Genomic DNA, 23,036 nt, shown 5'->3' with positions numbered 1-23,036 from the left:
TCTCCAGAAGGAGGAATGCTGTGTCGATGGGCTTTCAGTTCACTGCCAGCGGCGCGGCGGCGGACCGCCGCGCCGGCATGGATCAGTTGTCTTCCAGTTCCATGTTGATGGCCAGCGAGCGGATTTCCTTCACGAGCACGTTGAAGGATTCCGGCATGCCCGCGACCATCTCGTGCTCGCCGTCGACGATGTTCTTGTACATCTGGTTGCGGCCCTGCACGTCATCGGACTTCACCGTCAGCATTTCCTGCAGGGTGTAGGCCGCGCCGTAGGCTTCCAGCGCCCAGACTTCCATTTCACCGAAGCGCTGGCCGCCGAACTGCGCCTTGCCGCCCAGCGGCTGCTGGGTGACGAGCGAGTACGGACCGGTCGAACGGGCGTGCATCTTGTCGTCGACCAGGTGGTTCAGCTTCAGGTAGTGCATGTAACCGACGGTGGTATGGCGGTCGAAGGCTTCACCGGTGCGGCCGTCGTACAGCTGGGTCTGGCCACTGCTCGGCAGGTCGGCCAGTTCCAGCATGCGCTTGATTTCCGCTTCGGTGGCGCCGTCGAAGACCGGGGTGGCCATCGGCACGCCGTCGGTCAGGTTGCGGGCCAGGCGCAGCAGTTCCTCGTCGCTGAACTGCGACAGGTCGACACGGTTGGCCACGTTGGTGTCGTCGTGGTTGTAGATGTCGTCCAGGAACTTGCGCAGGTCGGCCACCGCGGCCTGGGCTTCCAGCATCGCCTGGATCTTGCGACCCAGGCCCTTGGCGGCCCAGCCCAGGTGCACTTCCAGGATCTGGCCGATGTTCATACGCGACGGCACGCCCAGCGGGTTCAGCACGATGTCCACGGTCTCGCCCGAGGCCATGTACGGCATGTCCTCGACCGGCACCACGTTGGACACCACACCCTTGTTGCCGTGGCGGCCTGCCATCTTGTCGCCCGGCTGGATGCGGCGCTTCACCGCCAGGAACACCTTGACCATCTTCAGCACGCCCGGGGCGAGGTCGTCGCCCGCGGTGATCTTGCCGCGCTTGTCGGCGAAGCGACGCTCGAATTCCTTCTCGTGCGCCTGGATCTGCTTCTGGGCGCGCTCGATGGCTTCCGAGGCGTCCTCGTCCTTCATGCGCAGGGCGAACCAGTCAGACTTCTTCAGGCCGTCGAGGAAGGCGTCGGTGATCACGTCACCCTTCTTCAGGCCGGCACCACCATTGACCACCTTGCCCACGATCTGCGAACGCAGACGCATGTAGATGGCCGCTTCCAGGATGCGGAACTGGTCATCGAAGTCCTTCTTGACGCGCTTGATTTCGGACTCTTCGATCTGGCGCGCGCGCTTGTCCTTCTCGATGCCGTCGCGGGTGAAGACCTGCACGTCGATGACGGTGCCGTCCATGCCCGGCGGAACACGCAGCGAGCTGTCCTTAACGTCCGAAGCCTTCTCGCCGAAGATCGCGCGCAGCAGCTTCTCTTCCGGGGTCAGCTGGCTTTCGCCCTTCGGGGTGACCTTGCCGACCAGGATGTCGCCGGCGCGCACTTCGGCACCGATGTACACCACGCCGCTCTCGTCCAGGCGGTTCAGCGCCTGCTCGGAGACGTTCGGGATGTCGGCGGAGATTTCCTCCGGCCCCAGCTTGGTGTCACGCGCGACGCAGGTCAGCTCTTCGATGTGGATCGTGGTGTAGCGATCCTCTTCCACCACGCGCTCGGAGAGCAGGATGGAGTCTTCGAAGTTGTAGCCGTTCCACGGCATGAACGCGATCAGCATGTTCTGGCCCAGGGCCAGCTCGCCGATGTCGGTGGACGGACCGTCGGCCAGCACGTCACCGCGGGCGATGACGTCACCCACCTGGACCAGCGGACGCTGATTGATGCAGGTGTTCTGGTTCGACCGGGTGTACTTGACCAGGTTGTAGATGTCCACGCCGGCGTCGGTGGCGCCAACGATCTCTTCCTCATTAACCTTGACCACGATGCGGGCGGCGTCGATCTGCACGATCTCACCACCACGACGGGCGTTCACGGTCACACCCGAGTCACGCGCCACGGCGCGCTCGATGCCGGTACCGACCAGCGGCTTCTGCGAACGCAGGGTCGGCACGGCCTGACGCTGCATGTTGGCGCCCATCAGTGCGCGGTTCGCGTCATCGTGCTCCAGGAACGGAACCAGCGCGGCCGCGATCGAGACGGTCTGCATCGGCGAAACGTCCATGAAGTGGACTTCCGCCGGCGGCTTCAGCAGCGATTCGCCCTGGAAGCGGCACGGAACGAACTGCTCGGTCAGGGTGCCCTTGGCGTCGGTCAGCGCGTTGGCCTGCGCAATGACGTACTCGTTCTCTTCAATGGCCGACAGGAACTCGACTTCGTCATAGACCTTGCCGTCCACGACCTTGCGGTACGGGGTCTCGAGGAAACCGTACTTGTTGGTGCGGGCGTACACGGCCAGCGAGTTGATCAGGCCGATGTTCGGGCCTTCCGGGGTTTCGATGGTGCAGACGCGGCCGTAATGGGTCGGGTGCACGTCGCGCACTTCGAAGCCGGCGCGCTCACGGGTCAGGCCGCCCGGGCCCAGGGCCGAGACGCGACGCTTGTGCGTCACTTCCGACAGCGGGTTGTTCTGGTCCATGAACTGCGACAGCTGCGAGGAGCCGAAGAACTCCTTGATGGCAGCGGCGACCGGCTTGGCGTTGATCAGTTCCTGCGGGGTCAGGCCTTCCGATTCGGCCATCGACAGGCGCTCCTTGACCGCACGCTCGACGCGGACCAGGCCGACGCGGAACACGTTCTCGGCCATTTCGCCGACCGAACGCACGCGACGGTTGCCCAGGTGATCGATGTCGTCGACCACGCCGCGACCGTTGCGGATCTCGGTCAGGACCTTGATCACGTCCAGGATGTCGGAGCTTTCGCCGTGGGCAGCGACCAGGCGCTTGGACTCTTCGTCGTTGCGCTCGCCGAAGTACTTGCTGTCGTACAGCACGGCTTCGCCGGTGGTTTCCTTGCGGCCCACGCGACGGTTGAACTTCATGCGGCCGACCGCGGACAGGTCGTAGCGCTCGAAGGTGAAGAACAGGTTGTGGAACAGGTTCTGCGCGGCATCCTTGGTCGGCGGCTCGCCCGGACGCATCATGCGGTAGATCTCGACCAAGGCTTCCAGCTGGGTCTTGGTCGGGTCGATACGCAGGGTGTTGGACAGGTACGGGCCACGATCCAGGTCGTTCACCCACAGGGTGCCCACGGCATCCACACCGGCCTTGCGGAAGGCCTGCAGCTGCTCGTCCGTGATCTCGTCGTTGGCCTGGGCCAGCAGTTCGCCGGTCGAGGCATCGACCACGTCGTGCGACAGGATGCGGCCGACGATGTAGTCGTCCGGCACGGCCAGGGCGGCGATGCCCGAGGCTTCCAGCTGCTTGATGTGGCGCGCGGTGATGCGCTTGCCGGCTTCCACGATGACCTTGTCGCCGTCGGCGAGGTCGAAGCCCAGGGTCTCGCCACGCAGGCGCTCCGGCACCAGCTCCAGCTGGACGCCTTCATCCGGGTTGATGTGGAAGGTGTTGATCTCGAAGAACTCGGCCAGCATCTCTTCGTTGCTGTAGCCGAGCGCGCGCAGCAGGATCGACACCGGCAGCTTGCGGCGGCGGTCGATACGGGTGAACAGCGCGTCCTTCGGGTCGAACTCGAAGTCCAGCCAGGAGCCGCGGTAGGGAATGATGCGGGCGCTGTACAGCAGCTTGCCCGAGCTGTGGGTCTTGCCACGGTCGTGGTCGAAGAACACGCCCGGCGAGCGGTGCAGCTGGGAGACGATGACGCGCTCGGTGCCGTTGACGATGAAGGTGCCGTTCTCGGTCATCAGCGGGATTTCGCCCAGATAGACCTCCTGCTCCTTCACGTACTTGATGGCCTTGGTCGACGACTCACGGTCGTAGATCACCAGGCGCACGGTCACGCGCAGCGGGGCGCCGTAGCTCATGCCGCGCTGGCGGCACTCACGCTCGTCGAAGACCGGTTCGCCCAGCTTGTAGCCGACGTATTCCAGGGCAGCGTTGCCGCTGTAGCTGGCGATCGGGAAGACCGACTTCAGCGCAGCGTGCAGGCCGTGGTCCGTGCGCTTGGCCGGATCGACGTTTTCCTGCAGGAATTCACGATAGGAATCCACCTGGATGGCGAGCAGGAACGGCACTTCGAGAATCGAGCGCTGCTTGCCGAAATCCTTGCGGATACGCTTTTTTTCGGTGAACGAATAGGACGTCATGAGGTCTTCCACCTTGTTGTGCGGATCGTGCGCCCACGATCCGAAGGGAACTTGAAATTGTCAGTTGGAAGTCGCTGGTATTGCCGGCACCAGCACGCCTTCTCCCGCTACTTCCAACTGCCAACTCGTCTGCTACCACTCCCCCGCTGCCGCGCTCGGCGCTGGCCTGCCGGGGTTTGACTGCAGCCCGTGTTGGGCTTTTTCCTGCTTTTTTCACATCCACGCATAGCGCGGATCTACAACACCGCAACAACGACCAAAGGCCGGGGGCTTACGCCCCCAGCCTTGGCTGCATCGCCGCGAATCGGTGACGATGCAAGGTAACTGCTTACTTGACTTCGACAGTCGCGCCAGCAGCTTCCAGGTCCTTCTTCATCTTCTCGGCTTCTTCCTTCGAAGCGTTGTCCTTCAGGACGCCGCCGGCTTCGGCCAGGTCCTTCGCTTCCTTCAGGCCCAGGCCGGTGATGGCGCGGACGGCCTTGATGACTTCGACCTTCTTCTCGCCGGCAGTCTTCAGGGTGACGACGAATTCGGTCTGCTCTTCAACAGCAGCAGCCGGGCCAGCGGCAGCAGCCACGGCAACCGGAGCAGCGGCGGAGACGCCGAACTTCTCTTCGATGGCCTTGACCAGCTCCATCACTTCCATCAGGGACTTCTCGGCGATGGCGTCGACGATCTGTTCGTTGGTAAGGGACATGATTAATACCTTTGGATGATTTTCTGGATTGAGGTTCCGTCAGGAACCACGGTAAGTCGAAACTCAGGCGGTCTCGGCGGCCGGCTCGGCAGCGTCAGCGGCGACATCGCCACCACCCTGCTTCTCGCCAACGGCCTTGATGGCGCGGGCAAACATCGTGACCGGCTCGGTCAGGACGCGGGCCAGCATGGCCAGGGCCTGGTCGCGGGTCGGCAGCGAGGCCAGCACTTCGACGTGGCTTGCCGGGAACACTTCGCCACCGATGGCGACGACCTTAGCCTTCAGCTTGTCGTTGCCCTTGGCGGCTTCCTTGATCAGGCGACCGGCAGCGCCGGGCTCCTCGAGCGAGAACGCGTACAGCAGCGGACCAACCATCTGGTCCTGGGCGACTGCGAACTCGGTGCCTTCAACGGCGCGCGAAGCCAGGGTGTTCTTGACAACCTTCAAGAAAACACCGGTTTCACGAGCCTGCTTGCGCATCGCGGTCATCTGGGCGACCGTGGTGCCAGCGTATTCGGCTGCGATCAAGGAGTGGGCCTTGGCGGCGACGTCTGCCAGCTCGGCGACTACTTCTTGCTTCTGGGACAGATTGAGAGCCATTGCACTCCTCCTATTGAACTCCGCTTACGGCTCCTGCCGTGTGCGGTCCTGTGCGGCATCCATCCTGGACGCCGGGAACATCAGGATGATGTTCCGGGGGTGGGCCGTTCTAGACCTGGAGTGGGCCAACCTGGGAAACCCAGACGTGCGTGAACCAGAAAAACTCCAGAAGGGCACCATCTACGCAGGGTGATTCCGGGGAATCGATTAAGCGCTCCTGACTGCTCCGGCGGCGACTCCTTGCCAGATCGAGCTTCCATGCCCGTCGCCGGTATTGCCACGACCGCGCCTGCGGTCTTTGACGGCTACCGCGGGCGATGCACTGCCAGCGATGCCTTCAAATGTCACGGTCACGGCACCCGGGGCACCGTGACCGCTTGAAACAATTACTTCAGGGTCAGCGACGACTGGTCGACGGTGACGCCCGGGCCCATCGTCGAGCTGACCGAAACCTTCTGCAGGTAGGTGCCCTTCGAGGTGGCCGGCTTGGCCTTGATCAGGTCCAGCAGCAGCGCGGTCAGGTTCGACTTCAGCGCGTCTTCGGCGAAGTCGGCCTTGCCGATGGTGCAGTGGATGATGCCGGCCTTGTCGGTGCGGTAACGGACCTGACCCGACTTGGCGTTCTTCACAGCTTCACCCGGGTTCGGGGAAACGGTGCCGACCTTCGGGTTCGGCATCAGGCCGCGCGGGCCCAGCACGGTGCCCAGCTTACCGACGACGCGCATGGCGTCCGGGGTCGCGATGACGACGTCGTAGTTCAGATCGCCGGCCTGCATCTTCTCGGCCAAGTCATCCATACCGACGGCGTCGGCGCCAGCAGCCAGGGCTTCGTCAGCCTTGGCACCGGCCGGAGCGAACACGGCGACGCGGACCGACTTGCCGGTACCGGCCGGCAGCACGGTAGAGCCACGGACCTGCTGGTCGGACTTCTTCGCATCGACGCCCAGGCGCACGGCGACGTCGATCGACTCGACGAACTTGGCCTTGGTGGCGGTCTTCAGGATGTTGATCGCGTCCTCGAAGGCGTATGCCTTGCCCGGAACGACGGCGGCCTTGATGGCCTTCTCACGCTTGGTCTGTGCCATCTTATTAACCCTCCACCACGAGGCCCATGGAACGGGCAGAGCCAGCGATGGTACGCACGGCGGCGTCCAGGTCGGCGGCAGTCAGATCCGGTTCCTTCGCCTTGGCGATCTCTTCCAGCTGCTTACGGGTGACCTTGCCGACCTTCTCGGTGTTCGGGCGCTTGGAGCCCGACGAGATGCCAGCGGCCTTCTTCAGCAGGGTGGTAGCCGGGGTGCTCTTGGTGATGAAGGTGAACGTACGGTCCGAGTAGGCCGTGATGATCACCGGAACCGGCAGACCCGGCTCGAGCTTCTGCGTGGCAGCGTTGAACGCCTTGCAGAATTCCATGATGTTCAGGCCACGCTGACCCAGCGCAGGACCGACCGGCGGCGAGGGGTTGGCCTGACCGGCCTTCACCTGCAGCTTGATGTAACCGACAACTTTCTTTGCCATGTGAGTGCTCTCCGGGTGCTAGCGCCTTTCGACAACAGGCTCCCCATCGGACCGGGAATCACGCGTCCCGGCATCGCGTTTTGAAATCATGCTGAAGGCCACCTTGCGGCGGCCTCGTCCTGCTGGCTTCCCCAGCGGGGAGCCGCGCACTATAACAGGTTTTTTCTTCACATGCCTGAAGCGGCAGGTAAACGAACGGAACCGGGCCAGGCCCGGTTCCCTTTGGAGAGTCGAGCCATGCCCGACTACCGCACCATCCAGACCCCGGAGTCGAGCATGGCTCGACTCGACAGGACAGGTCAGACGGCCTTTTCGACCTGGCCGAACTCGAGCTCGACCGGAGTGGCACGACCGAAGATCAGCACCGAGACGCGCAGACGGCTCTTCTCGTAGTTGACTTCTTCGACGACGCCATTGAAATCGTTGAACGGACCGTCGGTGACGCGGACCATCTGGCCCGGCTCGAACAGCACCTTCGGACGCGGCTTCTCGACGCCTTCCTGAACGCGGTTCAGGATGGCCTCGGCCTCGGAATCGGCGATCGGCAGCGGACGATCGGCGGTTCCGCCGATGAAGCCCATGACCCGCGGGGTTTCCTTGACCAGATGCCAGCTTTCGTTGTCGATGCGCGGAATGCCGGCTTCCTCGTGGGTCTCGATCTGGACCAGCACGTAACCCGGGAAGAACTTGCGCTCGGAACGGCGCTTCTGGCCGGCGCGCATCTCGACCACTTCCTCGGTCGGGACCAGGACGTCGCCGAAGCGCTCTTCCATGCCGTCACGGACGATGCGATCGCGCAGAGCCTGCGCCACCGACTTCTCGAAGCCCGAATAGGCGTGAACGACGTACCAACGCTTCATGCAATTCTCCTTAGCGGCTCAGGAACCACTGAGTCAGTTTCTGGATCAGGAAGTCGAAGCCACCCAGCAGAAGACTGAGGATGAGCACCACGACGATCACGACCCAGGTCATGCGGACGGCTTCCTGGCGCGTCGGCCAGACCACCTTGCGCAGTTCGAAGCGCGACTCGGAGAGGAATTCGCGGGTGTCGCGCCCCTTGCCGGTCAGCATGAACACGCCGATACCGCCAACCAGACCGACCACGACCGCCAATGCACGCAGCTGACCCGCCCACGCACCCAGCTGGGCGGCGCGACCGGAGTCGGCGGAGAACCAGAACCAGACGAACAGACCGGCCAGCACCAGCAGCGATGCGGCGACATACTTGACGATATCTCCACCGTTGGCGGAGTTGTCCTTGGAGTGTTCGATCTTGCTATTCATCCGGCTGTGTCTGCTTTAGCGGCCCAGGCCGCTGGATAAGGTGGGCAGATGGCACGCCAGGAGGGACTCGAACCCCCAACCTGCGGTTTTGGAGACCGCTGCTCTGCCAATTGAGCTACTGGCGTACGTTGAAAACTTGCCTTCCCTTAGACGGCGAAGGCGGACCGAGGTTCCCGGCCCGCCATTCGCGTAACCGGCGGCGCTATGCAACCACCGGCACTGCAGGCTTACTCGATGATCTTCGAGACCACGCCGGCGCCGACGGTACGGCCACCTTCGCGGATGGCGAAGCGCAGGCCTTCGTCCATGGCCACCGGGTTGATCAGGGTGACTTCCATCTTGACGTTGTCACCCGGCATCACCATTTCGACGCCTTCCGGCAGCTTGGCGGCGCCGGTGATGTCGGTGGTGCGGAAGTAGAACTGCGGACGGTAGCCGTTGAAGAACGGGGTGTGGCGGCCGCCCTCGTCCTTCGACAGGACGTACACTTCGCCTTCGAACTTGGTGTGCGGCTTGATCGTGCCCGGCTTGGCCAGCACCTGGCCACGCTCGACGTCGTCACGCTTGGTGCCGCGCAGCAGCAGGCCAGCGTTGTCGCCTGCCTGACCCTGGTCCAGCAGCTTGCGGAACATTTCAACGCCGGTCACGGTGGTCTTCTGCACCGGACGGATGCCGACGATTTCGATTTCGTCGCCAACCTTGATCACGCCGCGCTCGATACGACCGGTCACCACGGTGCCGCGGCCCGAGATCGAGAACACGTCTTCCACCGGCATCAGGAACGGCTTGTCGATCGCACGCTCCGGCTCCGGAATCCAGCTGTCCAGCGCGTCGACCAGCTTCAGGATGGCCGGCACGCCGATGTCGCTCTGGTCGCCTTCCAGCGCCAGACGGGCCGAACCGGCGATGATCGGGGTGTCGTCGCCCGGGAACTCGTACTTGCTCAGCAGCTCGCGCACTTCCATCTCGACCAGCTCGAGCAGCTCGGCATCGTCCACCATGTCGGCCTTGTTCAGGAACACGACGATGTACGGCACGCCGACCTGGCGCGACAGCAGGATGTGCTCACGGGTCTGCGGCATCGGGCCGTCAGCGGCCGAGCACACCAGGATCGCGCCGTCCATCTGGGCGGCACCGGTGATCATGTTCTTGACGTAGTCAGCGTGGCCCGGGCAGTCAACGTGGGCGTAGTGACGGATCGGGGATTCGTATTCGACGTGCGCGGTCGAGATCGTGATGCCACGTGCCTTTTCTTCCGGCGCGGCGTCGATCGAGGAGTAGTCCTTGAACTCGCCACCGAAGCGCTCGGCACCGATCTTGGTCAGTGCGGCGGTCAGCGTGGTCTTGCCGTGGTCGACGTGACCGATGGTGCCGACGTTGACGTGCGGCTTGGTGCGCTCGAACTTACCCTTGGCCATGGCTGCTTATCTCGAATTCGTCTGAGAGGTGATGCTTGAGATGGTGCTCACGAAAGGAATCGAACCTTCGACCTCTTCCTTACCAAGGAAGTGCTCTACCGACTGAGCTACGTGAGCCGAGTTTTGCATTATGACATGAACTCGATAATATTCAAAGTTCATTCAATGGAGCGGGAGACGGGAATCGAACCCGCACCATCAGCTTGGAAGGCTGAGGTTCTACCATTGAACTACTCCCGCGCCGGGAATGTCACAACGTGAAACTGGTGGAGGGAGGTGGATTCGAACCACCGAAGGCGTAAGCCAGCAGATTTACAGTCTGCCCCCGTTGGCCGCTTGGGTATCCCTCCTTACCACCCCAACCCGTTGCCGCCGAAGCGTTGCGGTGTGTGGTGGTGAGCCGCTTATTCTGCTGATCAGGCGGGGGGCTGTCAACGCTTTTTTCCATCTTTTTCACACGTTGTCGCAAACCCATTGATACGCAAGGTTATTGCCCAGGAACCGGCAGGGTCTCGCTGGCGAAAATTGCGACATGGGGGACGCCATCGGCGCCAATCCAGCCCCGATACATGCCGTGGGTGTTGAACGGCATGGCCATTTTTCCGTCTGCGGCAAGCACGATCGCGCCGCCGTCGCCGCCCATCTTCGGAATCATCTCGTTGATCACGCCCCTGCCGGCCTGCTCCGGCGTCTGCCGCTGGTAGCGCATGCGTGCACAGATCTCGTGCGCGGCCGCAGTCCGGATGTAGTACTCGCCCCACCCGGTGCCCGATACCGCGCAGCCCGCGTCGGCCCAGGTACCGGCGCCGATGATCGGCGAATCGCCCACACGGCCATAGCGCTTGTTGGTCATGCCACCGGTGGAGGTGCCGGCAGCAAGCTGCCCCTGCGCATCCAGCGCAACCGCGCCCACCGTGCCGAAGTGCCTTGCGGTCTCCAGGTCGGCGTGCGCCTGGCCACGGGCCTCTTCCTTCAATGCACGCTGCAGTTGCTGCCAGCGCTTGTCGGTACGGAAATAGGATGGATCGACCAGGCTGATGCCCTGCTCCACCGCGAACGCCTCGGCCCCCTGCCCGACCATCATCACGTGCCTGGACTTCTGCATCACGGTCTGGGCCAGCAGGATCGGGTTGCGCACCCGCTGCACGCCGGCCACCGCACCTGCAGCCTGGGTGGCGCCATCCATCACCGCGGCATCCAGTTCGTTGTGGCCGTCATGGGTGAACACCGCACCCTTGCCGGCGTTGAAGGTCGGATCGTCCTCCAGCACGGTGATTGCCGCAGTGACGGCTGCAAGCGCCGGGCGACCGGCCGCCAGTTCGGCATGGCCCTTCAGCAGCGCCGCGCTCAGCGCGTCGCGCGCAGCCTTCTCCTCAGCCGGCGACAGGTCCTTGCGCTCGACACCGGCGCCGCCGTGGATGACCAGCAGCGGTGAAGCGGCCGGTGCGGCCTGGGCAAGCATGGGCAGGGACAGCAGCATAGACAGCGCCAGGCGCAGTTTCATCGGATACGTCTCCAGCAGGTGGGCAAGGGAGGCATCATCGTAGAGCCGAGCCCATGCTCGGCTGATGCCTCGATTGAAGAGCAGCCGAGCGCGGGCTCGGCTCTACAGCATCCCATGCGTGGCCACAGGATCGCCGGGTCACTGGCGGATGACTTCGATCTCGCCGTCACTGACGTCGGCCACGGCCTGGTAATCGGCCTCGGCCTGGAAATCATCCAGCCGCATGCGGCTGCCGCTGGCGACCACCGTCACCGGCACCGCATGGAAGCGCAGCGGTTCCCCCTCGACCAGGCGATCGGCGTCGCGGCCGGGGCTGACCACCCACACCTTGCCTTCGCCATCTGCGCTGTAGACTTGGGCCCGGCCATCGGGCTCAACGCACAGGGCGGTGTCCTCATCGACGCCGATGCCGACGATGTCAGGGTCGCCGCTGTCCTGGGCGGCACGTGCCACGAACACGATCAGGCGGCCGAGCCGGTCCCGCTTGTCGAAATGGGCGTCGGTGACCACGCGCTGCAGGTAGGGCATCTGCAGGAAGCCGCTGTCCAGGGTCACGGCACTGCCCATCGGGTCGGCCAGCGCACCGGCCGAGGTGATGCTGCCGCCATCCATGGCGCCATAGGCATAGCCGCCGAGGATGGCCAGGCCAGCGCTGGTACCGGCAATCGGCTTGCCGGCGCGCACATGGGCGTTGAGTGCACGGTTGAGTGCGGTGCCCTTCCAGAAGCGGATATAGCGGGACTGGTCGCCGCCGGCAATGAAGATGGCATCGGCCGCGGCGACCACGCGCAGCACCGCCGGATCATCGGCACCGCGGCGGCTGTCGAAGACCAGGGTCTGCACTGCGGTGGTGCCGCCGATCTCGCGGTACAGGCGGTCCTGCAGTTCGTCGCCACCGGAGGCGCGCAGAATCAGCACACGGCCATTGCCGGCCTGCTTCAGCCACCACTGGAACGCCTCCGGCACCCACTCGCCACCACCCATCAGCATCATGGCGGGCGCGCGCGGACCGGGACGCGGGGATTCCAGATCGCCGACTTCGTAATAGGCGAAGCCGGGGCCCTGCAGGTCCTGCGCGGGCGTGGCCAATGGCCAGCCCAGCACCAGCAGCGCCAGCCAGGCGAAGGGGCCAGGCAGGGTCCGGTCGAGGCGTCGCATCTTGATCTCCCCGAACAAAATCGAGTTGCAAGCGTTTTCACTCTTTGCCAGATAGGGGCCCAGTAGTCAAGGACATGAAAAAGGCGTTAAATGCGCGCGCCCATTCCGGAAGTCTGAATGGGGGACAGGGCCCCTCCTCTGCGGGCCGGCTTCATTTCCGAGAATTCCTCATGCGTAGACAGGCGATGGCGTGGTCGATCCAGCTGGCGTTGATGGGCGTGGCTGCTTCCGCGGCGGCCCAGGCACCGGCTTCCTCTTCGGTGCAACAACTGGACGCGGTGCAGGTCACCGGCTCGCGCATTCCGCGCGCCCAGGTGGAAGGCCCCGCTCCGATCACGGTGATCAATGCCGAGCAGATCCGCTCCAGTGGCTTCACCAGCGTGCCGGACGTACTGCGTGCAATGACCCAGAACGGCGGTGAGACGCAGAGCCAGCAGTCTTCCAGTGGCGCCGACTTCTCGCCGGGCGCCCAGCAGGTGGACCTGCGCGGCCTGGGCCCGAACCACACGCTGGTGCTGGTCAATGGCCGGCGCATTGCCGATTTCCCGATGCCGTTCAAGGGCCGCAGCAACTTCACCGATGTCTCCAACATCCCGCTGGGCATGATCGAGCGCATCGAAGTGCTGACCGGCAGCGCTTCGGCCATCTACGGCTCGGACGCGATCGCCGGCGTGGTCAACTTCATCCTGAAGAAGAAGGCCGACGGCACCACGATCGACATGCGCATGGGCACCACCACCGAAGGCGGCGGCGAGTCGTTCGACATGAGCCTGGCCAGCGGTTTCAGCCGTGGCAACTTCAACGCCGTGTACAGCGTCGAGCTGCAGTCGCAGCGCCCGCTGTGGGCGTACGAGCGCGACATCCAGGATTCGACCCAGGACGGCCCCACCGAGGGCTCGCGCATCGCCCGCCGCGCTTACCTGCGCACGGACTACAACGACGACTACCTGGATCCGGGTACGGCCACCTGCGAAGCGCTGGCCGGGCAGAATCAGGGCAGCACCTACCGCGCGTACCGCCCGCGCTACGGCTACTACTGCGGCAGCGACAGCTCGATCGGCTACGGCACCATCCTCAGCAAGCGCCGCGGTGCCAACGGCTACGCGTCGCTGAGCTATGACTTCGACAATGGCCAGCAGTGGTTCGCCGATGTGCAGCTGGGCTACCACACGATGTCGCTGATGCGCGACGTCACCCAGTGGGGCCGCATGGATGCCAACGGTGATGAGTCGGGCTACTTCAACAACGAAGCCACTGGCGAGATCGAGTTCTGGCAGCGCCAGTTCTCGCCCGAGGAAATGGGCGGCCTGCGCAACGCCATGGTGCGCAGCACGCAGAAGACCTTCAGCGTGACCACCGGCTTCAAGGGCAACCTGATTGGCAACTGGGATTACGAAGCGGCGTTGAGCCATTCGCAGTACCAGTCGCGCATCAGCTGGGCACAGATCATTGCCGCCAAGGCCAATGACCTGTTCCTGGGCCCGCAGCTGGGCGTGGACGACGACGGTTTCCCGGTCTACAACGCCGATCCGTCACGCCTGTACCGGCCACTGACCCGCGCCGAGTACGACTCGATCGCGGCGCGTACCACTTACACCCCGAAGTCGCGGACCGAGACGGCCGCGTTCACGCTGACCAATTCCACGCTGTTCGGCCTGCCGGGCGGTGACGCCGGCTTCGCCGCGACCGTGGAAGTAGGCCAGCAGGCGTACTCGCTGAATCCCGATCCGCTGGCGACCCAGTACTACTACTACAGCTGGAAGGATTCGGACGGCAACGGTTCGCGCAACCGCTGGGCCACGGCGGCCGAGCTGCGCATGCCGCTGCACGAGACGGTCAACCTGAGCGTCGCCGGCCGCTACGACCAGTACCGCTATTCCGGCCACACCATCGGCAAGGCGACCTGGAGCGGCGGCCTGGAATGGCGCCCGATCGATACCCTGCTGGTGCGCGGCTCCTACGGCACCGCATTCCGTGCACCGGACCTGCACTATGTGTTTGCCGGACCGGGCAACGACGAGACCAGCGCCGAGGATCTGTACACCTGCCGCCTTGAGGAAGCCAGCGACTGTTCCGATTACGAGCGCAACCTGATCCGCAGCCGCACCGGCAACCGCCAGCTCGACCCGGAAACCAGCACCTCGTGGAGCGCCGGCTTCGTCTGGTCGCCGGCGATCGGCCTGGACCTGTCGGTGGACTGGTTCGACATCGACATGCGCAAGCAGGTGCAGGACATGGACGTGCGCACGCTCCTGGCCAACGAAGCAAACTGCCGCCTCGGCAGCGCCGACATCAGCGCGCCGACCTGCGTGGATGCGCTCGACCGCATCACCCGCACCAGTGATGGCCGCCTGTACGGCGTGCGTGTCGCCCCGATCAACGTCGCCCGCGAGTCCACCTCCGGCATCGACGTCGGCCTGCGCTACCGCCTGCAGACCAGCATCGGCGACTTCGTCCTCAACGGCACGCACACCTGGGTGAAGAAGCACGACTTCCAGCGCTACCCGGGTGATCCGACCCTGGACCAGTTCGCGGTCAACAGTGGCTTCGACATTCCGCGCACCAAGACCAGCCTGAGCGTGAGCTGGGAGAAGGAGGCGTGGTCGGCCACGGTCTATGGCTCGCGCCTGGGCAAGCTGCCGACCTCGGACAGCTACGACCAGGTGTTCGACTGGGACAGCGGTGACAGCCCGTACGTGAAGGCGACCTATCGCTACAACGCCTCGCTGCAGTACCGCTTCGACGACCACTCGCGCCTGTCGCTGTCGGTGGTGAACGTCTTCAACAAGATGCCGCCGAAGGACGCCACCTACACCGCGTATCCGTATTACGACGTGTCCTGGTTCGACAGCGTCGGCCGCACCATCAACCTGCAGTACACCCACAAGTTCGGTGGCAGCGCATTGTAAGCGCGGTTACGCAGGACGTGGACGACGGGGCCCGCCATTGGCGGGCCTTGTTGTTTGGGAACCTGGCTCTGGTAGATGCCCACCTTGGTGGGCACTGTTCCACCGCGCCCACCAAGGTGGGAGACTACCAGAGCGGGCCATCTGGGGTTTTCCACACCGCACGTGGAAAGCAATGGGAACTTGGTGTGGACAAGTGGGTTCGAGCGTTGCGGTGCAGGCGTTTCCGGACGTGGTGATTTTTTGTCCACGGCCTCGATTGTTTTCCACACGGTACGTGGAGAGCGATGGGAACTTGATGTGGACAAGTGGGTGCGAGCATTGCACCGCAGGCGTTTCGAAGCGCGGTGAAAATTTGTCCAGGTCACGCGGGCGAGCCCCTTGTAGAGCCGAGCCCACGCTCGGCTCCGGCTGGCATCAGCCGAGCATGGGCTCGGCTCTACATCAGGTTCGTCGGTTTTCCACACCTGGCGTGGAAAGCGATGGGAGTTTGCTGTGGACAAGTGCCGGCGAACGTCACGCCGCAAGCGTTTCGCAGCGTGGTGATTTTTTGTCCATCGCCGGAAACGCGAACGCCCCGCACAAGGCGGGGCGTCCGGGGTCGATCCGATGCCGCTGGATCAGACGTTGAAGCGGAAGTGCAGGATATCGCCTTCCTGCACGCGGTATTCCTTGCCTTCCAGGCGCAGGCGACCGGCTTCCTTGGCGCCGGCTTCGCCCTTGTACTTGATGAAGTCGTCATACGCGATGGTTTCGGCGCGGATGAAGCCCTTCTCGAAGTCGGTGTGGATGACCGCGGCAGCCTGCGGAGCGGTGGCGCCCTTGCGCACGGTCCACGCACGGACTTCCTTCACGCCTGCGGTGAAGTAGGTCTGCAGGCCGAGCAGGCTGTAGGCCGCGTTGATCACGCGGTTCAGGCCCGGCTCGCTCAGGCCCAGATCGGCCAGGAAGGTATCGCGGTCTTCGTCGTCGAGCTGGGACAGCTCTTCTTCGATCGCGGCCGACACCGGCACCACCTGCGCGCCCTCGGCGGCGGCATGCGCGCGCACGGCGTCCAGGTGCGGGTTGTTCTCGAAACCGTCTTCCAGCACGTTGGCGATGTACATCACCGGCTTCAGGGTGAGCAGGAACAGGTCGCGCACCAGCGCCTTCTCTTCCTCGTCCAGGCCGGCAGAGCGACCGGCCTTGCCGTCGGACAGTGCCGCCTGCAGCTTGGCCAGCACCGGCTTGCGCGCCGCCGCATCCTTGTCGCCGCCCTTGGCCGCACGCTCGGCACGGTTCAGTGCCTTCTCGACGCTGTCCAGGTCGGCCAGCGCCAGCTCGGTATCGATGGTTTCGATGTCCGAGATCGGATCGACCTTGCCGGCCACGTGCACGATGTCGCCATGCTCGAAGCAGCGCACCACGTGAGTGATCGCATCGACTTCGCGGATGTGCGCCAGGAACTTGTTGCCCAGGCCTTCACCGCTGGCGGCACCGGCCACGAGGCCGGCGATGTCGACGAACTCGACCGCGGTCGGGATGACCTTCTGCGGGTTGATGATGCCCGCCAGCTCGTTCAGGCGCGGATCCGGCACCGGCACGATGCCGACGTTCGGCTCGATGGTGCAGAACGGGAAGTTCGCCGCGGCGATACCCGCCTTGGTCAGCGCATTGAACAGGGTCGACTTGCCGACGTTGGGCAGGCCGACGATGCCGCATTTGATACCCATGGGTGACAGCTCTCTGGGGTGAAAGTGATTGGGGAAACAGCGGCCTGGGCGCTGCTTTTCCAATCATTCTCCGTACCGACCAACGGTCGGTACCTACCGGATTGGTTGGTTCCGTCCCGACCAACGGCCGGTACCTACCGGATTGGTTGGTTCCGTACCGACCAACGGCCGGTACCTAGCGGATTGGATGGTTCCACACCGACCAACGGTCGGTACCTACAGCTTATTTCGGGGTGTGCAGCCGCTTCATCGCTTCGTTGAAATCGCCCTGCACCGCCAGCGGCAGCACGTCGATCGCATCGTCGATGGCGCGCGCGATCAGCACGTCGTCGTCCTTCGACGGGCGGCCGAGCACCCAACCCACCACGCGGTCCTTGTGGCCGGGATGGCCGATGCCCACGCGCAGGCGATGGAACTTGCCGTGACCGAGCAGGCGGATGGTGTCACGCAGGCCGTTCTGGCCACCGTGGCCACCGTCGAACTTCAGCCGCGCCACACCGGGCGCCAGATCCAGTTCGTCATGGGCCAGCAGGGTCTCTTCCGGCTCGATCTTCCAGAACCGCTGCGCGGCGGTGACGGACTTGCCACTGAGGTTCATGAAGGTGGCGGGCTTGAGCAGCCACACCGTTTGCCCGGCGATCTCGACCTTGGCGGTCTCACCGAACAGCTTGCTGTCCACGTTCCATCGCGCACCGGCCTTTTCCGCCAGGGCCTCAACGAAATGAAACCCGGCATTGTGCCGGGTCCGGGCGTGTTCCGATCCGGGGTTGCCCAGACCGACGATCAGTCGCAGTCCTGCCATCGTTCCTTCCAGTACGGTGCCTGCCCGCAGGCAGGCACCGTAACGGTATTACTCGGCGGCAGCCGCTTCTTCGTCAGCCTCGTCGGCCTTGCCGGCCTTGGCGGTGACGATGGCGTCGTCGTGGTCCTTGCCCAGCGCCAGGGCCGGGATTTCCACGCCCTTCGGCAGCTTGATGTCGGACAGGTACACCACGTCACCGGCCTTCAGCTCGCCCAGGTCGACTTCGATCGACTCCGGCAGGTCCTTCGGCAGGCAGGTGATGGTCACTTCCTTCAGTTCGTGGGTGACCACGACGTCGGCAGCCTTGCCGGCCGGCGAGGTGTCTTCGTTGACGAAGTGCAGCGGGACCGAAGCGGTCAGGGCTTCGTTCTCGTTCACGCGCTGGAAGTCCAGGTGCATGATCAGCTGCTTGTACGGGTGGCGCTGCATGTCACGCAGCAGGACCTTCTGCACCTGGCCGTCCAGGTTCAGGTCCAGGATCGAGGCATAGAACCACTCGTTCTGCTGGGCCAGCCAGATTTCGTTGTGGTCCAGGCTGATGGCGACCGGCTCGGCGTTGCCGCCGTACACGATGGCCGGGATCACACCAGCGTGACGCAGGCGGCGGCTCGCACCCTTACGCTGCAGTTCACGCTTGGTGACCTTGATTTCATGGGTCTTCGACATTTTCGACTACTCAGGTTGTTGCCGCGCCCTGCGGCGTGGCGGTTGAAGATGCTTCCGCGACCAGAAGCATCCGGGTATGCCCCCGCCGTTGCCGGCAGGGACGAAAAACTCAGTCGACGTACAGCGAGCTGACCGACTCACCGAAGGCGATGCGGCGCATCGTTTCGGCCAGCATTTCCGCCACGCTCAGCTGGCGGATCTTGCTGCACACCCGCGCGGCGTCCTTCAGCGGGATGGTGTCGGTCACCACCAGCTCGTCGAGCTGGGAATTGGTGATGTTGTCCACTGCCGGGCCCGACAGCACCGCGTGGGTGCAGTAGGCAGCGACCTTGAGCGCACCGCGCGCCTTCAGGGCAGCGGCAGCGGCGCACAGGGTGCCGGCGGTATCGACGATGTCATCGACCATCACGCAGGTCTTGCCTTCGACGTCACCGATGATGTTCATCACGGTGGAGACGTTGGCGCGGGGGCGGCGCTTGTCGATGATGGCCAGGTCGGCGTCATCCAGGCGCTTGGCCACCGCACGGGCGCGGACCACGCCGCCCACGTCCGGTGAGACGACGATCAGGTTCTCGGTGCCGTAGGCGCGCCAGATGTCGGCCAGCAGCAGCGGGGACGCATACACGTTGTCCACCGGAATATCGAAGAAGCCCTGGATCTGGTCGGCGTGCAGGTCGACGGTCAGCACGCGATCAGCGCCCGCGGTGCTGAACATCTTCGCCGCCAGCTTGGCGGTGATCGGCACGCGCGAGGAGCGCATGCGGCGATCCTGGCGCGAGTAGCCGAAGTACGGCACCACCGCGGTCACGCTGGCCACCGATGCGCGCTTGAGCGCGTCGATCAGCACCAGCAGTTCCATCAGGTTTTCCGCGCTCGGCGCGCAGGTCGGCTGGATCACGAACACGTCCTGCTTGCGGACGTTCTCTTCGATCTCCACCTGCACTTCGCCATCGGAGAAGTGCGAGACCAACGCCTTGCCCGGGCGAACCCCCAGTTCCTTGCAGATGTTCTGCGCCAGACGTTTGTTGGCGTTGCCGGAAAAGACCAGCAGGTTCGGGGACTCTTGCATCATGATTGTCTCGGGCGGGGACGAGTGGCGGGGATCCGGGGGCGGCAAGGACCCGGATGGACCCTTGCTGCTGACAACACCGCGGTTGTTTCCACGTCCCGCGCGGGCGATGCGCTGGAAGGCGCGGACACAGCCGCTATTGGCAGGGGCGGTAGGATTCGAACCTACGAATGCCAGGATCAAAACCTGGTGCCTTGGGCCTCTTGGCGACGCCCCTGCATTGATAAATCAGTGTTGCTCGAGTGCATCCAGCAGTGGCGAACGCGCAACGCCCGCAGCCACCCTTGCCCGCAACTCCTTCGGCAATTTCGACCGTCCCTGCTCTGCAGCAGACTGCGACGCGAATTCGACGAAACAACCACTCCCCGAACCGGTCAGCCGCGCCGTGCCGATGTCGCTCAACGCGGCAAGCGCTGCCTCGACGGCAGGCTCACGGCGGCGCAGCACCGGTTCGAACGCGTTCCCGACCAGGGTCCCGGAAGCGAAGTCCTCTATTTTCGCCACTGGGCTGTCGCGCGTCAAATCCGGGTCTGCAAACAGGGCCGGCGTGGGAACATGAACGCCCGGTTCGACCACCACATACCAGGCCGGCGCCAGCGTGATCGGCTGCAGGCGCTCGCCCACCCCTTCGGCCCAGGCGTTGCGGCCGCGCACGAACACCGGCACGTCGGCGCCCAGGCGCAGGCCCAGCGCGGCCAGCGCCTCTTCGTCCAGCCCGGCCTGCCAGAGCCGGTTCAGCACCACCAGTACCGTGGCCGCATCGGACGAGCCGCCACCGAAGCCGCCACCGGCTGAAACATGCTTTTCAACGATGATGTCCGCACCTTGCGCGACATTGGTCGACTCTTTCAGCAGCTTCGCGGCACGTACCGCCAGATCGTCGGCCTCGGCCACGCCCGCCAGGCCCTCGCCGTGCCGGCGCACCTGGCCGTCTTCACGCAGGCGCAGGCCGATGCGATCGCTCCAGTCCAGCAGGCGGAACACGGTCTGCAGTTCGTGGTAGCCGTCGGCCCGGCGGCCGGTGACGTGCAGGAACAGGTTCAGCTTGGCCGGGGCCGGCCACCAGGACCAGCCCGCGTCGTCGACTGCCCCGCTCATGGCGTGCCCTGCCCCCACTGGTCCACCAGCAGGCGCACCTTGGCGTCACCATTGCTGGCCTCGATCCGGCGCGGCAGCGCCGGCCGTCCGGCGTCGGCCGGGTACCAGTCCAGGTACTGTACCTGCCAGCCCATCTGCTGCATGCGGCGCGGCCGGCCTTCACCGTCGCGTTCGACCGTCTCGGGGCCGGCGGCGTCGCCTGCAACCAGCCCGCGGATCCACTCCGGCAACTGGTTGACCGGAATGTCCCAGCCGGTCGCCTCCAGCAACAGCTGCTGGGCGTCCTCGCCGTCGCGCGGGCCGCCCGTCAGTCCTTCCAGGCGGCCAGCTTCGGAATGGGTATCGCCGGTCAGCTTCCAGCTCTGCCGGGTCACCGGCGCGCTCAACTCCACCACGTAGCGGCGGCATTGCTGCTTCCAGTCGATGCGACCGCTGCCGCCGTCCTTGCCCTTGCTGACCGCGACCCGGCCCTGGAAGGCCCAGTCCGGCTGTGCATGCAGGGCGGCCACGCGCACCGCTTCGGCCTGCGCCGCTTCGGCCGAAACCGTCTCGACCACCGCCGGTGGCGGGGTCTTCTGCGTGCCCACGCTGGTACAGGCGGTCACCGCCAGGGTCGCAGCCACCAACAGCAGCGGCCGGATCAGGGAAACACTCATGGATTGAATTTCTCGCGGGCGCGCAGCAGCGCGCGGTTTTCAGGGTCGAGCTTGGCCGCTTCGTCGAAGAAGTGGCGGGCCTCGTCATGCTTGCCCAGCACCCACAGCACTTCGCCGACATGGGCGGCAATCTCCGGGTCCTTGGCCAGGGTCCACGCCCGGCGCAGCTGCACCAGCGCTTCGTCCTTGCGGCCCAGGCGATACAGCACCCAGCCATAGCTGTCGACGATGGCGGCGTTGTCCGGCTCGGCGACGCGGGCGCGGTCGATCAGCTCCAGCGCCTCCTGCAGGCGCCCGGTGCGGTCAGCCAGGGTATAGCCCAGCGCGTTCAGGGCCGGCACGTTTTCCGGATCGGTCACCAGGATCTTGCGCAGGTCGGCTTCGGCGCGCGCAATATCGTCACGACGCTCCCAGGTGAGCGCGCGGGCGTACAGCAGGCCATTGTCATCCGGGTAGGCGGCCAGGCCGCGGGCCAGCGCATCCAGCTCCCCGGCACTGTCGTCAGCACGCTGGCGCAGTTCGGCTTCCAGCAGGTAGGCATCGCGGCGCACATCGTCGTCGACCACCGCATCGGACTGGATCGCGTGCACTTCATCCAATGCCTGCGGCAGGCGCCCGGCCAGGGCCTGGGCATTGGCCGCGCGCAGGCGCGCCTCGCTCAGTTCATCGCCACCGGGCACGCTGTGGTACCACTGCACCGCCTCGGGATAACGCTTCAGGTATTCGGCGATCTTGCCCAGCAGCAGGCGCTGCGCGGGGTCCGGCTTGGCCGCCTGCCGCGACAGTTCGTTGTAGAGGTTGGACAGCGCCGCCTTGTCGCCCTGCTTGGCCAACAGTGAAGCGCGCATGCCCCAGGTCTGCACATCCTGCGGGCCGAATGCCAGTACGCGCTCGGCCGCAGCCGGTTGCCCCAGGCTGTCGTAGGCGATGGCCACCGCATTGCGCAGCTCGGGGTCCTGCCGGGTCTTCGGCTCGACGTCGTGCAGCAGCGACAAGGCCTTGTCGGTCTCGCCCGCCTGCTGCAGCTGGCTGGCACGCAGCAAGGCTACGCGCGGTTCTTCGGGGAAGCGTCTGACCACCTCATCGATCATGCGCCGCGCCAGGTCGGGCTTGTCCATGCGCAGGGCGAGGCGGCCGAACTCCTGCCAGGCCTCGATCTTCGGTGGAATGGCATTGGCATCGACCAGCTCGCCGAGCACCTGCGCCGGCACCGCCGGGTCGCGGCCACCGCCGATCAGCGCGGCCAGGGCGAACTTCCAGCCGCGCTCGTCGGGGTCGGCCAGCAGCGCCTGCAATTCAGTGCGGGCGGCCTTCACATCACCCTGGCGCATGGCCAGCGCACCGGCGGCGCTGCGCATGGTCAACGAACGCTGGGCGCGCTGCTGCCACAGGGCCAGGCCCTTGGCGGCGCTGGCGTCATCGTTGGCAAGCATGGAGATACGGGTCGCGCGCTCGGCCAGGCCAGCATCGCCGTCAGTCTGCTGCGCGGCCTGCAGGTACCAGCGCGCGGCCTCGGCCAGCTTGCCGGCCTGCAGGGCGAACTCACCGGCCATCACCGGCTCCAGCGCCAGTTCCCCGGTGGCCGCGGCCCGCACGGGGGCCTTGGGCGGCACCGCCGCCAGGGCCTGGGCGCAGGCCAGGGACAGCAGCAGAACACTGGGGATGCGAATCAATGCGGGCATCGTCGGCATCGGGGCCTTAAAATGTCGTC

General features: G+C 65.1%; 18 protein-coding genes and 5 tRNA genes. 1 reads left to right on the top strand and 22 read right to left on the bottom strand.

Going from position 1 to position 23,036, the window contains the following annotated elements; all coding sequences use genetic code 11:
* Positions 1 to 82: 82 nt before the first annotated feature.
* The 14 genes from rpoB to ACZ75I_RS03775 all read right to left on the bottom strand — a co-directional run bounded on the left by rpoB (position 83) and on the right by ACZ75I_RS03775 (position 12,416).
* Entirely contained in the window at positions 83 to 4,237 is a 4,155-nt protein-coding gene (gene rpoB / locus ACZ75I_RS03840) for a DNA-directed RNA polymerase subunit beta (protein WP_005415409.1), read from the bottom strand.
* Between the two features lie 328 nt (positions 4,238 to 4,565).
* Entirely contained in the window at positions 4,566 to 4,934 is a 369-nt protein-coding gene (gene rplL, locus ACZ75I_RS03835; protein WP_005415408.1) for a 50S ribosomal protein L7/L12, read from the bottom strand.
* 63 nt (positions 4,935 to 4,997) lie between these two features.
* Positions 4,998 to 5,534, bottom strand: a complete 537-nt coding sequence (gene rplJ, locus ACZ75I_RS03830) for a 50S ribosomal protein L10 (RefSeq protein WP_010480377.1) — start codon at positions 5,532 to 5,534, stop codon at positions 4,998 to 5,000.
* 386 nt (positions 5,535 to 5,920) lie between these two features.
* A complete protein-coding gene (gene rplA, locus ACZ75I_RS03825; RefSeq protein WP_005415407.1) occupies positions 5,921 to 6,619 on the bottom strand; it encodes a 50S ribosomal protein L1 in 699 nt (232 codons plus the stop codon).
* A 4-nt stretch (positions 6,620 to 6,623) separates the two neighbouring features.
* Positions 6,624 to 7,052 (bottom strand): 50S ribosomal protein L11, encoded by a 429-nt coding sequence (gene rplK, locus ACZ75I_RS03820; protein ID WP_004145248.1) that lies wholly within the window; start codon positions 7,050 to 7,052, stop codon positions 6,624 to 6,626.
* A gap of 299 nt (positions 7,053 to 7,351) precedes the next feature.
* On the bottom strand, positions 7,352 to 7,912 hold the full coding sequence (gene nusG, locus ACZ75I_RS03815; protein WP_004154362.1) for a transcription termination/antitermination protein NusG: 561 nt from the start codon (positions 7,910 to 7,912) through the stop codon (positions 7,352 to 7,354).
* A gap of 10 nt (positions 7,913 to 7,922) precedes the next feature.
* Positions 7,923 to 8,336, bottom strand: coding sequence for a preprotein translocase subunit SecE (gene secE, locus ACZ75I_RS03810; RefSeq protein WP_004145202.1), 414 nt, complete (start codon positions 8,334 to 8,336; stop codon positions 7,923 to 7,925).
* 49 nt (positions 8,337 to 8,385) lie between these two features.
* Positions 8,386 to 8,461 (bottom strand) — tRNA-Trp (locus tag ACZ75I_RS03805).
* Positions 8,462 to 8,563: 102 nt separating this feature from the next.
* Complete coding sequence (gene tuf, locus ACZ75I_RS03800; protein ID WP_049416993.1) at positions 8,564 to 9,754, bottom strand: elongation factor Tu; 1,191 nt, start codon at positions 9,752 to 9,754, stop codon at positions 8,564 to 8,566.
* A 41-nt stretch (positions 9,755 to 9,795) separates the two neighbouring features.
* Positions 9,796 to 9,871, bottom strand: a tRNA-Thr gene (locus ACZ75I_RS03795).
* 49 nt (positions 9,872 to 9,920) lie between these two features.
* Positions 9,921 to 9,994, bottom strand: a tRNA-Gly gene (locus tag ACZ75I_RS03790).
* A gap of 24 nt (positions 9,995 to 10,018) precedes the next feature.
* A tRNA-Tyr gene (locus ACZ75I_RS03785) sits at positions 10,019 to 10,104 on the bottom strand.
* A 137-nt stretch (positions 10,105 to 10,241) separates the two neighbouring features.
* The gene (locus ACZ75I_RS03780; protein WP_472958728.1) at positions 10,242 to 11,258 is read right to left on the bottom strand and encodes an isoaspartyl peptidase/L-asparaginase family protein; all 1,017 of its coding nucleotides are present in this window, start codon (positions 11,256 to 11,258) and stop codon (positions 10,242 to 10,244) included.
* A 138-nt stretch (positions 11,259 to 11,396) separates the two neighbouring features.
* Positions 11,397 to 12,416 (bottom strand): cyanophycinase, encoded by a 1,020-nt coding sequence (locus ACZ75I_RS03775; RefSeq protein ID WP_472958727.1) that lies wholly within the window; start codon positions 12,414 to 12,416, stop codon positions 11,397 to 11,399.
* 170 nt (positions 12,417 to 12,586) lie between these two features.
* Between ACZ75I_RS03775 and ACZ75I_RS03770 the strand changes: the two genes are divergently transcribed.
* A complete protein-coding gene (locus tag ACZ75I_RS03770; protein ID WP_346476631.1) occupies positions 12,587 to 15,325 on the top strand; it encodes a TonB-dependent receptor plug domain-containing protein in 2,739 nt (912 codons plus the stop codon).
* Positions 15,326 to 15,942: 617 nt separating this feature from the next.
* Here ACZ75I_RS03770 and ychF read toward each other — a convergent pair.
* The 8 genes from ychF to ACZ75I_RS03730 form a co-directional block, all read right to left on the bottom strand.
* Entirely contained in the window at positions 15,943 to 17,034 is a 1,092-nt protein-coding gene (gene ychF / locus ACZ75I_RS03765) for a redox-regulated ATPase YchF (RefSeq protein ID WP_472958726.1), read from the bottom strand.
* Between the two features lie 223 nt (positions 17,035 to 17,257).
* Positions 17,258 to 17,836 carry an aminoacyl-tRNA hydrolase gene (pth, locus tag ACZ75I_RS03760; RefSeq protein WP_134527759.1) on the bottom strand — a complete coding sequence of 193 codons (579 nt, stop codon included), beginning with the start codon at positions 17,834 to 17,836 and terminating at the stop codon, positions 17,258 to 17,260.
* 48 nt (positions 17,837 to 17,884) lie between these two features.
* On the bottom strand, positions 17,885 to 18,502 hold the full coding sequence (locus ACZ75I_RS03755) for a 50S ribosomal protein L25/general stress protein Ctc (protein ID WP_005408191.1): 618 nt from the start codon (positions 18,500 to 18,502) through the stop codon (positions 17,885 to 17,887).
* A gap of 109 nt (positions 18,503 to 18,611) precedes the next feature.
* Positions 18,612 to 19,571 carry a ribose-phosphate diphosphokinase gene (locus ACZ75I_RS03750; RefSeq protein WP_005415400.1) on the bottom strand — a complete coding sequence of 320 codons (960 nt, stop codon included), beginning with the start codon at positions 19,569 to 19,571 and terminating at the stop codon, positions 18,612 to 18,614.
* A 140-nt stretch (positions 19,572 to 19,711) separates the two neighbouring features.
* Positions 19,712 to 19,788 (bottom strand) — tRNA-Gln (locus ACZ75I_RS03745).
* Positions 19,789 to 19,799: 11 nt separating this feature from the next.
* Entirely contained in the window at positions 19,800 to 20,669 is an 870-nt protein-coding gene (gene ispE / locus ACZ75I_RS03740) for a 4-(cytidine 5'-diphospho)-2-C-methyl-D-erythritol kinase (protein ID WP_472958725.1), read from the bottom strand.
* The gene (gene lolB, locus ACZ75I_RS03735) at positions 20,666 to 21,325 is read right to left on the bottom strand and encodes a lipoprotein insertase outer membrane protein LolB (protein WP_472958724.1); all 660 of its coding nucleotides are present in this window, start codon (positions 21,323 to 21,325) and stop codon (positions 20,666 to 20,668) included. Before lolB ends, ispE begins: the two co-directional genes overlap by 4 nt.
* On the bottom strand, positions 21,322 to 23,007 hold the full coding sequence (locus ACZ75I_RS03730; protein ID WP_472958723.1) for a tetratricopeptide repeat protein: 1,686 nt from the start codon (positions 23,005 to 23,007) through the stop codon (positions 21,322 to 21,324). The genes lolB and ACZ75I_RS03730 overlap by 4 nt, the downstream gene beginning before the upstream one ends.
* Positions 23,008 to 23,036: the final 29 nt, after the last annotated feature.

The sequence above is a fragment of the Stenotrophomonas sp. X genome (assembly GCF_055721025.1).
Note: the sequence above shows the minus strand (reverse complement) of the source record. Positions and strands in the feature narration are given on the sequence as shown.